This window comes from Streptomyces sp. NPDC046349 (assembly GCF_055587885.1).
On record NZ_JBVJFK010000009.1, the window covers coordinates 268,232 to 279,457 of the forward strand.

Consider the following 11,226-nt stretch of genomic DNA (forward strand, 5'->3'; position numbering starts at 1 on the left):
TCAGGTGCTCCTCTCCTGGACAGGTCGGGCCGGTCCCGACGTGGGCGCCGGCGGCCGGGAGGGACCGGTTGGTGGGCCGCTCCGCCGCCGCTGCGCACAGGTGCACACCGGCACGCCGGCCGCGGCCGGCAGCGGGTGCGCGGCGGGCGCCGAAAGGTCCCGCAGCACCCGTGCCGCTGCCCGGCGGCTGCGGCAGCGCAGCACCGGGGCGGAGGCGGCCCTCAGCACGGGACGCATCCGGTCCAGTTCCCGGCCTCGGAACCCGGCGGCCTTGCGGACGAGGGCCGTGAGGCTGCGTACCGGAGGGTCGTCCACCCCGAGGCCGGCAGGTACGAAGTCCCGCGGCCGCCGTCCCAGCAGCGTGTCGCGGCGCAGCCGCAGGGACCGGCGCACCAGGGCGGCCGCGCACAGCCACGGATGCCGGTCGAGCAGGATCACGGTGTCGGCCCGCTCGACGCGCTGCCGTACGGTGTCGGCGAAGTTTCCGTCGATGATCCAGCACGGCCCGCCGGTGAGCCGTTCCACCGTGCTCTCCCACTCCGGCGCCGCCGGTCTGCGCCAGCCCTGACGCCAGTACACGTCGTCGAGGTGGACCAGGGGAAGACCGGTGCCGGCGGCGAGGGCATGGCTGAAGGTCGACTTGCCGCTGCCGGGGCTGCCCAGGACCACGATCCTGCGCGGGCTCGTGCGGGTCATCGCACCGCCGCCGGTTCGTTCATCAGTGCGGCCACCTTCTGCATCGTCGGCCCGTCGGCGAGGGAGACCCGTAGGCATCCCGCCAGTCCCGGGACGTCGTCCAGGGGGCGGATCCGCACGTCGTGGCTGTCCAGGTGGCGCGTCATCCGCGCAGGCTCGGCGCGGTCGCCCGTCCGGAACGTCACGAAGTTGCCGCCCGGCTCCAGGGCGCTCCACCCCGGGTGTCCGGCGAGGACCTCCCGGACGAAGGCCGAGCGGACGGCCCGTACGTCGCGCCACACTTCGGCGAACCGGTCCCGGTCCGCGAGGGCGGCCTGCAGCAGTGCCAGCGCGGTGGCCGAGACGGTGCTGTCGGGCCGGTACCGGGACAGGTAGGCCACCAGGGCGGGCGAGGCGAAGACCGATGCGACGCGCGCGCCGGCGAGTCCGAAGGTCTTGGAGTACGAGCGCACCACCAGCAGGTGCGGCGACCGGGCGACGAGCGGGACGTGGGTGATGCCGGTGAAGGCGCCGTAGCACTCGTCGACGACGAGCAGGTGGCCGGCGCGCCCTGCCCGGTCGGCGGTCTCCCGGATCGCCTCCGGTGACACTGCGAGGCCCGAGGGGCTCGCCGGGTTGGTGACCACCACCACCGACGGGGGACGTTCGGCCATCGTGCTGTGCAGCGCGGACAGGTCGAGGCGGGAGGCCCCGGCCTCCGGTGCGGCGCAGCCCTGGACGGGTACGGCCCGGAGGGAGGCGTAGTACCGCCAGCTCTCGAACGCCGGCTCGTGCAGGATCAGGCCCGCGCCGCCGCCGGCCAGTGCGTCCACGACGAGGCCGACGGCGGAGTCGGAGCCGGCGGTGAGCAGGATGCCGGACTGTGCGTGGCCGTGGTACTCGGCGAGGGCGGTCAGCACGGCCTGCTGGTACGGGTAGTGCATCAGGTCGGCGGTGGTCAGCCGGTCGGCTGCCGCGGCGACGAGTTCGGCGGCCGCGGGGTGGCGCAGCTCGCAGCTCTTCAGGTTCAGCACGCCGGACCGCTGCCGGCGGGGTTCCCAGGGCAGGTGCCACACGTCGGGCCGGGTGGGGAACGGCACCCGGTGCGGGTCCGGCTCCGCGGACGTGCCCGCGGGCGTGTCCGTGTGCCGCGCGGCCGGCGGCGCGGTCATGCGCCGCTCCGGGAGGCGGCCACGGGTATCCGCTCGTGCACGGCCGTCACCCGGGTCTCGCGGCCGAAGAGGAAGTCGTAGAGGCCGTCGTCCGGCGCGTGGTGCGGGTCGGCGATCAGGTGGCGGTTGTACCTGCTGATCTCCAACGGGGTCATCGAGGGCTTCATGTCGTGCAGGCGCGTGTACATCGTGGGGCGGAAGCGCGCGCCGACCTGCTCGACCAGTTCGCGGGTGCGGACCGCCCCTTCCGGTCCGGTGCCGGGGAGGCCGATGATGACGAACGCGTTGAGTTCGATGCCCGCCCGGTTGCACTGCTCCGCGAGTTCCCGGAAGCGCTCCTCCTGGATGCGCTTGGCCCGGGGGAGGGAGCCGTGCCCGTCGGGTTCGAGGGTCTCCAGGCCCACGGAGACGCGCACGCAGCCCGCTCGGCCCATCAGCTCCACCAGGTCGGCGTCGAGGTGGTGGACGGTCGTGGCGCACTTCCAGCGGGGCGAGACGGGGCCGTGCAGGAACCGTTCGCACAGCTCGCGAACCCACCGCTTGTCGAGCGTGAAGGTGGGGGCGTAGAAGGAGACGTACTCGAACGGCATCGCCCGGTGCGCCGCTTCTATGTACGCGACGGTGGCGTCGACGGAGAGCCGCCGCTCGCGCAGTCCGAAGATCTCGTGCACTTCGCAGAACTCGCAGCCGATGGGGCAGCCGCGGGCGGCCGGGACCACCAGTTCCCGGCGGAACGGGATGCCGCAGAACTTGTCCTCGTCCCGTGCGTAGAGCCGGTCGTAGTGCTCGTAAGGGATCTCGCGGACGTCGGGCAGCGTCCATTCCTCAGGGGCCAGGCTGTCCCCGTCGCCGGTCGGCGGGTGCCACTGTTCGCCGTCCCGTACGGCGACGCCGGGCAGGGGGGCGTGGGGCGTGCCGGCGGTGAGCGACCGGACGTAGTGGGCGACGCCCGTCTCGTAGTCGCCGGACTGCACGATGGCGTCCAGCCCGTACCGCTGGAAGAAGCCGGGGTTCATGCTGCTGAGCCGGCCGAAGGTGATCAGGCGGCTGTCCGGGGAGAGTTCGCGGGCGTAGGTCGTGAACCGCTCGAAGCCGTCGACGGCGTCGAAGTCGTTCATCATGGCGATGACGTCGTACCGGCCCTGGTAGAGGAGGTCGCCCACGGCCTTCCAGTGGGTGTTCAGCACGCCTGCGTCACGTACGTCGACCCGGTCCACCGAGGGCAGCCGGCGCAGGTGGCCCGCCGTCATGTAGAGGGGTGTGTGGTGACCGGCGTTGAAGTAACTGGGGACGTGGGGAGGCCAGATGACCAGGACTCTCACAGGTGACTCCTTCGGCATGGCGCCGTGGTGGACAGCCGGACGGGCCGTTCGGTGCGATGCGCCGGCGTGGTCTCAAAGCTAGCCGCGGGCGGGCGGTCGATCAGCGGGTGTTTCTCTGGACGGAACGGATTTCGGGGTGTCACAGGCGCAGCAGCGCGTAGAGCTCCGCGAAGTCGGGTCGGCCGGGGTCCACGGGAACGGCGTCCCAGCCCAGTCGGCGGGCCGGTGCGATGTCGTTGTCGGCGGAGTCACCGACCATGATCCTGCGTGTGAAGGAGCCGGCCGTGACCGACTCGAAGGCACGCGGGTCCGGCTTCTTGGGCCCTCCGTCGGCGGTGAACAGCCCGCGGTCGTACACCTCGGGGACCTTGAGGCCCGTCAGGAGGCGGCGCATCAGGTTGCCGGGGAGGTAGCAGTTGGACAGCAGGCGTACGGTGTGGCCGGCGGCGGCCGTGCGGCGCATGGCGTCGGCGGCCGGCTCACACAGCTCGTAGCGGTCGTCGTCCTCGCAGCCCAGGGCCCGCCACAGTGCCCGGTCGAGGTCCTGTTCCGGGCGGACCTCGCCCCGTGTGCGCAGGGCCGTCGCCAGGAGGTCGCGGGTGGGGGGCTGGAGCGCCGCCTTGTCGACGAGGGCTGCGTACAAGGTGGTGAACACCTCCTGGACGACCGCGTCGGCGAGGCCCGGAGCGAGGGCGAGTACGTCCGCGAGTGCGCGCGTGAACTCGTCGGGTCCCGGCATGGGGCGCCGCTCGGTGACGATGGTTCCGAAGCAGTCGAACACCACCGCGGTCGTGCCGCGTGCCATGGCGCCCCCCGTGTCCGTACGATCCACCCGATCCGTCCGATCCACTCGATCCGTCCGATCCGTCCGATCCACTCGATCCGTCCGATCCGTCCGATCCGTTGTCCCGGCCGTCACGACCACGAGACCTTCTGGTGCTCGAAACGGAAGAACGCCAGCGTCACTGCGGTGAACACGGCGGAGAAGCCGAGGAGCACTGCCGTCGGCAGCAGCACCGCGCCCACTCCGCCGCCGTCGATGACGACGGTCGTGAATCCGCGCATCGCCCAGTAGCTGGGCACGCCCGGCGCGAGGGGGCGCGCCCAGTCCGGCAGGCTGGACAGCGGGGTGAGGGCGCCGCCGAGTCCGGCGAAGAGCAGCGCCGCGAGGTTCGCGAACACGGCCATCTGGGAGACCGTCCGGCACACCGACACGAGCGCCATGCCGAACATGACCACGCACAGCGCCAGGGTCGCGCCGATCAGGACGAGCGCGCTCCACGAACCGCTGATCCGCAGGTCGTACAGGAGTCCGCCGACCACGAACACCACGGCGAGTTGCAGCATGGCGAAGCCCAGCGGGACGACGATGCGGCCCGCGAGGACCTCGGTGGGCCGGGCGAGACCCGCCCGGAGCCGGTCCCACGTCCGCCATCCGTGCTCCCGGAACACCCCGAAGCCCACCAGGTTCACCAGGAAGAACGTGAACATGACCGCCATGCCGGGCACCGCCTGCTCGGCGCCCGTGGCGCCTTCGACCTGCTCCGCCCTCAGCGCGGTACGGAACAGCGGCTGCATGAAACCCATGAGCAGCAGCGGCATCACGGTGCGGACGACGAGGGGAGCCGGGTCGAGCAGTTGCAGGCGGACGTCGTGCCGGATCAGGGACGCGATCCGTCCCAGCGAACCGTCGCTCATGCGGTGGCCTCCTCGGTGACCGCGTCGTACCGGCGCCCCGTCACCCGGAGGAACACGCTGTCCAGGCTGGGGTGGACGACCCGGAGGTTGACGAGTTCCCCGGCGGCCTCGCCCAGGGCCTCCATCACCCGCGGCACGGCCAGGTGGGGCTGTTCCACGGTGATCCGCAGGACCTTGCCGTCCCGCATCACGGGCCAGTCCAGGCGCAGGTCGGGGGGCGTGCTGGAGAAGGTGAGCTCCACGCCGCTGTCGCCGTACTGCCGGACCAGCTCCTTCAGCGTGCCGCGGGCGACCATGCGGCCGCCGCTCAGCACGGCGACGGAGCCTTCGAGGGTTTCCACCTCGGGGAGGTAGTGGGTGGAGTAGCAGACGGCGACGCCCTCGGCGGCCAGGGCGCGGACCATGTTCAGCAGCTCCTCCCGGGTCTGGACGTCCACGCCGGCCGTCGGCTCGTCCAGCAGGAGCAGCGGCGGCCGGTGCACCAGGGCGATCGCGGTGTGCACCCGCCGCTGTTCGCCCCCGGACAGCCGGCCGGCGCGCCGTCCGAGCAGCCCGGCGAGGTCCAGCGGCTCGGCGACCTCCTCGATGCGGCGGTCGGCTGCACGGCCGCGCAGTCCGGCGAGCTCCGCGAAGAACAGCAGGTTCTGGCGGACCGTCAGCGGAGGGTAGATGCCGAGTTCCTGGGGAGCGAGCCCCAGGCGGCGCCGGGCCTCGTGCGGCTCCCGTACCGGGTCCTTGCCGAGCACCCGGACCTGGCCGGCGTCCGGGCGCAGCAGCCCCGCGACGATGGACATCAGGGTCGTCTTGCCGGCGCCGTTGTGCCCGAGCAGGCCCACGATCTCGCCCGGCTCGATGTCCAGGTCGACCTCGCTCAGAGCCGTGACCGGGCCGTACCGTTTCCCGATGCCGCGCAGGGTCAGGGCGGGCCCGGCGCGGTCCGGGCCCGAGTTGTCGTGCCCGGCGGCGGGTTCAGTCGGCACGCCGGGTCCAGTTGCTCGGCATGACGTCCGGCAGTCCGAGGCGCTCCAGGTGCGGCGACCAGGTGCGGGCCAGCTTGAAGCCCTTCATCAGGCCGCTGCCGGCCCGGACGTCGGGCAGCTTGTGCGCGTAACCCAGTTGCTTCTCGGTCGCACCGAGATGGGCGCGCAGGTGGTCCAGCCACTCCTCGCCACGGCCCTCGGCGATGGCGTCCAGGCCGGCGGCGGCGAGCCGCAGACCGTCCTCGACGTCGTGCGCCGGCACCCCGGCGAAGGGGTCGAAGCCGGGCTGCTCACCGGTGTACGAGAGTTCCCCGTGGGTGCGCAAGCCGCGTACGGACAGGGAGAGTTGCACGAGGTCGTAGGCCATGAGGACGGCTACCTCGGGCTGCCCCGCCGAGACCGCGCCCTCGACGTCCTCCAGCGCGGCACGGCACTTCAGCAGCAGGCGTACCGCCCCGTGGGCCCGGAACGCCATGAGCCGGCGCAGGTCCGGCAGAGGCTCATGGGCCTGCGTGTGCGGTGCGGTCATCGTCCGGGCACCTCCTCCGGTTCGGCTACGCCGAGCCACAGCATGTCGTGGGTGAACAGCCGCCCGACGTCCGCCGGCGGGTCGGCGTCGGGCGGCCCCGACCACAGGACGTCGTCACTGCCGGCAGCCGGCAGGTCGGTGCGCGGGACCTCCAGGGCCCGCAGCTGCCAGCGGTCGACGACCGTGCGATCCTCCAGCACGGCGGTGCCGATCCCGGTCGCCCAGCGCAGCACCGTGTGCAAGGGGGCACGGGGGGCGGTCAGTTCCGCTACGAGCCCGAGGCACCGCGCCACCCGGTCGCGGGGTGCGAGCGGGGGCGCGAGGACCTCCCGCAGGAGCGAGAGGGACTCCTGGTCCCCGGTGGCCCTGAGCTTCTCGCCGATCCACTTCTCGGTGAAGTAGATCTGCCCGGCGGCCGCCGCCCGGGCGTTCAGGGCGGCCACGACCGCCTCGCGTCCGCGTACCGCGGCGGCCATGGGCCGTTCGTCGAGGAGCAGCCGGGCCGCGCGGGCGAGCCGGTGGGCCTCGACGGTCCACCACTGTTCGACCACTCGGGCGAGCCACGGCTCGCGCAGGGCTGCGTGCCAGCTCTCCCACGGTTCGGTGACGATCAGCGGCAGGCCGAGGGCGAGCCTGCTCGCGGTCTTGATGGTGCGGCGGCGGTGGTTCCACGCCTCCTGGGTGACGGTGGCGGGACGGGGCCACCGGCTGTCGCGGAGCTCGGCCGTACGGTCCCTGACGGCGCTGGCCTGGCGGACGTTGACGTCGATCAGGGTGCCGTGCTCGTGCGACTGGATGGGGAACCTGGTGAGCTGGTCGTTCTCGACGAGCACCAGCAGGTCGAGGTCGCTGCGGTGGTTCCCGAAGCCGGCCAGTACCGACCCGGCGGCCACCGCGAGGGCGGGCCGTCCGAGTCCCTGGTCGGTCTCGCCGATCACGTCGCCGAGGGCGAGGCCGCGTGCTTCCAGGAAATGCTGGAAGCGTTTCTCCAGTAGGTGCCGCTCCGGAAAGGCGGCCGGTGCAGAGGTGTGTTCCATGACGGTCTGGGGCCTCCCGGCGGCAGCGTGACGGTGAGCGAGAGAGCTGGGGAGCGGACTCCCACGGGCCCGGCAGCCTCGTCACGCTAAGCAGCGTTCCACCGGCGCGGCAAGGACGATCAGGAAGTGTTCCGGTGCGCGGAACACCCCCGGTCCGGGCTGGTGCCGGCCGGTAGAACTGGTTGTGGAAGTACTGCCGTCACGGCTCGACGCCATTGAGTCATCACCTGTCTCCTCATGAATCCATGTGATCCCACTTCAGTGGTCGTCGTGTCGGTCGTACGCGGTGGAGGCGCCCTTCCGGCCTGTGCGCCGGTCGGTCGGAAGCCCCGCCCGGGTACGGGAACGCCGAAGGCAGCGGGCGGCAGTCACCGGCAGCCGCTCCTCCGCGCGAACGAGGCGCAACCGCCGATCAGTTCGGTGGCCGGCGCGCGGGGAGCGGCTCATCCCGGGGTGGTCCGGCGTGTCCCGCCCTGTCGTCCGGCCGGCCCTGCGCCGGCCGTCCAGAGTCCGGAGAGATCCGATGCACCTGCCCCTGCTCAAAGTCGTACCGGAGGACTTCCGGGTCACCGAGGTCCTCGGACTCGAGACGGCGCCGCCCGACACGTCGACGCACACGTATCTGCTGTTGCGCAAGCGTGGACTGACGACCCACCAGGCCCTGGGACGCATCGCCGAGGAGTTCGGTGCGGACCTCCAGGACGTGGCGGCGGCCGGGCTGAAGGACGAGGACGGCGTCACGGAGCAGTTCGTCTCCGTGCAGGGCGTGCTGTCGTCCGGTGCCGTCGAGCGCGCCAACGCCCACGGCCGCGCCGCGGAGGGGGACGGCGGCGTCTGGCACCTCTCACCGCACGGCACCGGCACCTCCCCGCTGCGGACCGGCGGGCTGGACGGCAACTGCTTCCGGCTGGTCGTACGTGACCTGGACGAGGCTGCGGCGACGGCGTTGCGCGAGGGGCCGCAGCGGCACACCCACTACTTCGTGAACTACTACGACACGCAGCGCTTCGGGGTGCCGGGCGGCCCGAAGCAGACGCATCTGATCGGCGGTGCCCTGCTCGCCGGCGACGACGAGACGGCACTGGAGCTGCTGCGCCGTTCCGGGGCGGCCGAGGCTGCGGCGGCGCTGGACCACCGGGGGCCCGCCGGCGAGTTCTGGCCGCTGCTGGATCCCCGGGTCCCCGTCTTCTACCGGTGCGCACACGCCTCGTACGAGTGGAACGCGCGCGTGCGCTCGCTGCTCCACGAGGTGGCGGACGGGGAGGTCGCCGACGTCGAACGGGAGGGCCTGCCCTACACCTTCGCGACCACCCGCCGCGCGGTCCTCGCCCTCGCGGCACGCTGTCCGGAACTGGACTACGTGCGCTACCGCTGGACGGACGGGGCGTGCGTGCGCAGCACCGCCGCGCGCCCGACCGTGCTGCAGACGCACATCTCGGTGCACGGGGTCGAGGCCGATCCGCTGCACCCGGGGCGCTTCGCCTGCACGATCTCGTTCTTCCTGCCCTCCGGCGGCTACGCGACGGCCGCCGTCCACCAGTGGTTCGCCCACGCGACCGCTCGGCCGCGGCCCGCAGCGGCCGCCGCTGCCGTACCGGCCGGGAGCTGGCGCGCGTGACGGCGGCACGGGAGCGGGGCGAGGGGGCGGGCCGGGACGCACGCACCGTTCTGGGGCGGGTGCGGGCGCACCTCTCGCCGGGCCTGGCCCTGGTGTACGGCATGAACGGGGCGGGCGCGGTCGAATCCCGCGGTGACGGGGCCCGGATCACCCTCTCCGACGGGCGGACCGCCCTGGACTTCGGCAGTTACGCGGTCACGCTGCTCGGCCGCGGGCATCCGGACGTCCTGCGGGCGGTCCGCGGGGAACTGGACTCGATGCCCGTCTCCACCCGGGTGCTGGCCAACGGCACGACGGCCGGGTTCGCCGCCCAGCTGGCCGAGTACGCCGACCCTGGCCGGCTCACCCGGGTGTGGCTGGGGCTGAACGGGTCCGACGCCGTGGAGGCCGCGCTCAAGCTGGCCCGGCTGGCGACCGGACGCAACCGGGTCGTCGCCGTCGAGGGGGCCTACCACGGCAAGTCACTGGGGGCGCTCGCCACCACCTGGAACCAGCGGTACCGGCAGTCCCTGGAGCCGCTGCTCGGCGGGGTGACCCACATCCCCGCCGACCCGGAGGCGGTGCCCGGGGCGTTCGCGGACGGGGACGTCGCCGCGGTGATCGTGGAACCGGTGCAGGGCGAGGGCGGGGTCAGGACACTGCCGCCCGCGTTCCTGGCCGCCTTGGCCCCCGCCGCCCGGGAGCACGGGGCGTTCCTGATCGCCGACGAGATCCAGACGGGTCTGCGCCGGTGCGGGGAGAGGGCGCTCAGCGTCACCGCCGGGCTGCGGCCCGACGCCGTGCTGTTCGGCAAGGCCCTCGGCGGCGGCATACAGCCGCTGTCCGCGGTGGTGGCGACCGAGGAGCTGTACGCGCCGCTGTCCGCCGACCCGTTCGTGCACACCACGACCTTCTCGGGCCATCCCCTGGCGGCCGCCGCGGGCAGCGCGGCGCTGCGCGCGGTGGAGGACCTGGCCCCCCGGGGCGGGCGGCTGGCGGGCCTGATGGCGGACGGGCTGCGCCGGATCGCCGAACGCCATGCCGGACTCGTCACGCAGGTGCGCGGCCAGGGGCTGTTGTGGGGTGTGGAGTTCGGCCCGGTCGGCGCGGCCGGGGACGTCCTGCTGGAGCTGAGCCGCCGCGGGCTCGTGGTGTCCCCGTGCCTCGGGCAGCCCGAGGTGATCCGCCTCCTCCCGCCGCTCGTGGCCTCCGACGCGGAGGTCGAGGAGGCCCTGGACCTGCTGGACGCGACCTGCGCGGCGGTGCCCGACGAATTCCGTTCCACCGCGCGAAACGCTTCGGCCGTCGGCCCGGGAGGCCGGGGTAGGTTGGCGCGGGACGGCGCCCCCGCGGGCCCGGCCGCCGGTCCGGGGACCGGCGGCGAGGGGGCAGCCTCGGCACGGCACGCGGGGGGCGGGGCGCCGGTGCCCGGCCGTTCCCGTGCGTGATGAGGAGTGGAACACCATGGCTCGCGACAGGAGCTACGAGGAATTCGCCGTCCAGTACGACCGGGGCAGCGCGGACAACATCTACAACGCGCTGCTGGACCGCCCCGCGGTGCAGAGCAAGTGCCCGCCGCTGGCCGGGCTGCGCGTGCTGGAGGCCGGATGCGCCGGCGGACGGCTGACGCAGTGGCTGGCGGACCAGGGTGCGGCGCGTGTCGTGGCGCTGGACGCGAGCCCCACCCTGGTGGAGCTGGCGCGTGGGCGGCTGGCCGGGCGGGCCGACGTTCGGGTGCACGACCTGCGCGAGCCGCTGGACTTCCTGCCCGACGCGTCCGTCGACGTGGTGGTGTCCTCACTCACCCTGCACTATCTGAAGGATTGGGTTCCGGTTCTGTCCGAGTTCCGCCGGGTGCTGGCGCCTGGGGGCACCGTGGTGCTCTCCACGCACCACCCGCTGAACGACTTCGAGATGTCCCCGAGCGGCGACTACTTCCGTGTGGAGGAGCTGCAGGACGAGTGGCCCAGTTTCGGGCCGCCCACCCCGGTCGTGCGGTTCTTCCGACGACCGCTGGGACGCATGGTCGCCGACACGCACCGTGCCGGTTTCGTCCTGCGTGAGCTGTACGAGCCGCGGGCGGACCCGGCACGCCGGGAGGAGTTCGGCAAGAGGTTCGACAAGTTGTCGCACAAGCCGTGGTTCCTCGTCCTCGTGCTCGGCCATCCGGGCGACCTCCCCGTGGACGGGACTGCAGACACCGCCGGGTGACGCCG

11 protein-coding genes are annotated in these 11,226 nt (G+C 73.1%); 3 read left to right on the forward strand and 8 right to left on the reverse strand.

Annotated features, from left to right (window positions below; translation table 11 throughout):
* From ACZ6JS_RS22675 to ACZ6JS_RS22710, 8 genes are all read right to left on the reverse strand, one after another.
* The gene (locus ACZ6JS_RS22675) at positions 1 to 696 is read right to left on the reverse strand and encodes a P-loop NTPase family protein (RefSeq protein WP_469300326.1); all 696 of its coding nucleotides are present in this window, start codon (positions 694 to 696) and stop codon (positions 1 to 3) included.
* Entirely contained in the window at positions 693 to 1,847 is a 1,155-nt protein-coding gene (locus ACZ6JS_RS22680) for an aminotransferase class I/II-fold pyridoxal phosphate-dependent enzyme (protein WP_469300328.1), read from the reverse strand. Before ACZ6JS_RS22680 ends, ACZ6JS_RS22675 begins: the two co-directional genes overlap by 4 nt.
* On the reverse strand, positions 1,844 to 3,169 hold the full coding sequence (locus ACZ6JS_RS22685) for a B12-binding domain-containing radical SAM protein (RefSeq protein WP_469300330.1): 1,326 nt from the start codon (positions 3,167 to 3,169) through the stop codon (positions 1,844 to 1,846). Before ACZ6JS_RS22685 ends, ACZ6JS_RS22680 begins: the two co-directional genes overlap by 4 nt.
* A 139-nt stretch (positions 3,170 to 3,308) precedes the next feature.
* A complete protein-coding gene (locus ACZ6JS_RS22690) occupies positions 3,309 to 3,974 on the reverse strand; it encodes an HAD family hydrolase (RefSeq protein ID WP_469300332.1) in 666 nt (221 codons plus the stop codon).
* 110 nt (positions 3,975 to 4,084) lie between these two features.
* Positions 4,085 to 4,867, reverse strand: coding sequence for an ABC transporter permease (locus ACZ6JS_RS22695; RefSeq protein ID WP_469300333.1), 783 nt, complete (start codon positions 4,865 to 4,867; stop codon positions 4,085 to 4,087).
* Positions 4,864 to 5,847 (reverse strand): ABC transporter ATP-binding protein, encoded by a 984-nt coding sequence (locus ACZ6JS_RS22700; protein ID WP_469300334.1) that lies wholly within the window; start codon positions 5,845 to 5,847, stop codon positions 4,864 to 4,866. Before ACZ6JS_RS22700 ends, ACZ6JS_RS22695 begins: the two co-directional genes overlap by 4 nt.
* Positions 5,837 to 6,376 (reverse strand): hypothetical protein, encoded by a 540-nt coding sequence (locus ACZ6JS_RS22705; RefSeq protein WP_469300336.1) that lies wholly within the window; start codon positions 6,374 to 6,376, stop codon positions 5,837 to 5,839. The genes ACZ6JS_RS22700 and ACZ6JS_RS22705 overlap by 11 nt, the downstream gene beginning before the upstream one ends.
* Positions 6,373 to 7,413 carry a hypothetical protein gene (locus ACZ6JS_RS22710; RefSeq protein ID WP_469300337.1) on the reverse strand — a complete coding sequence of 347 codons (1,041 nt, stop codon included), beginning with the start codon at positions 7,411 to 7,413 and terminating at the stop codon, positions 6,373 to 6,375. Before ACZ6JS_RS22710 ends, ACZ6JS_RS22705 begins: the two co-directional genes overlap by 4 nt.
* A gap of 523 nt (positions 7,414 to 7,936) precedes the next feature.
* On the opposite strand from ACZ6JS_RS22710, the gene truD reads away from it, so the two are divergent.
* The 3 genes from truD to ACZ6JS_RS22725 are packed head-to-tail and all read left to right on the forward strand — an operon-like array spanning position 7,937 to position 11,221.
* Positions 7,937 to 9,031, forward strand: a complete 1,095-nt coding sequence (gene truD / locus ACZ6JS_RS22715; protein ID WP_469300339.1) for a tRNA pseudouridine(13) synthase TruD — start codon at positions 7,937 to 7,939, stop codon at positions 9,029 to 9,031.
* Positions 9,028 to 10,458 (forward strand): aspartate aminotransferase family protein, encoded by a 1,431-nt coding sequence (locus ACZ6JS_RS22720; protein ID WP_469300340.1) that lies wholly within the window; start codon positions 9,028 to 9,030, stop codon positions 10,456 to 10,458. The genes truD and ACZ6JS_RS22720 overlap by 4 nt, the downstream gene beginning before the upstream one ends.
* 16 nt (positions 10,459 to 10,474) lie before the next feature.
* Complete coding sequence (locus tag ACZ6JS_RS22725) at positions 10,475 to 11,221, forward strand: class I SAM-dependent methyltransferase (protein WP_469300342.1); 747 nt, start codon at positions 10,475 to 10,477, stop codon at positions 11,219 to 11,221.
* The last annotated feature ends 5 nt before the right edge of the window (positions 11,222 to 11,226 follow it).

What these genes read in the sequence shown, in the direction of transcription:
- ACZ6JS_RS22675 (WP_469300326.1), bottom strand. Translation starts at nt 696, where the DNA reads ATGACCCGCACGAGCCCGCGCAGGATCGTGGTCCTGGGCAGCCCCGGC.
- ACZ6JS_RS22680 (WP_469300328.1), bottom strand. Translation starts at nt 1,847, where the DNA reads ATGACCGCGCCGCCGGCCGCGCGGCACACGGACACGCCCGCGGGCACG.
- ACZ6JS_RS22690 (WP_469300332.1), bottom strand. Translation starts at nt 3,974, where the DNA reads ATGGCACGCGGCACGACCGCGGTGGTGTTCGACTGCTTCGGAACCATC.
- ACZ6JS_RS22695 (WP_469300333.1), bottom strand. Translation starts at nt 4,867, where the DNA reads ATGAGCGACGGTTCGCTGGGACGGATCGCGTCCCTGATCCGGCACGAC.
- ACZ6JS_RS22705 (WP_469300336.1), bottom strand. Translation starts at nt 6,376, where the DNA reads ATGACCGCACCGCACACGCAGGCCCATGAGCCTCTGCCGGACCTGCGC.
- ACZ6JS_RS22710 (WP_469300337.1), bottom strand. Translation starts at nt 7,413, where the DNA reads ATGGAACACACCTCTGCACCGGCCGCCTTTCCGGAGCGGCACCTACTG.
- truD (WP_469300339.1), top strand. Translation starts at nt 7,937, where the DNA reads ATGCACCTGCCCCTGCTCAAAGTCGTACCGGAGGACTTCCGGGTCACC.
- ACZ6JS_RS22725 (WP_469300342.1), top strand. Translation starts at nt 10,475, where the DNA reads ATGGCTCGCGACAGGAGCTACGAGGAATTCGCCGTCCAGTACGACCGG.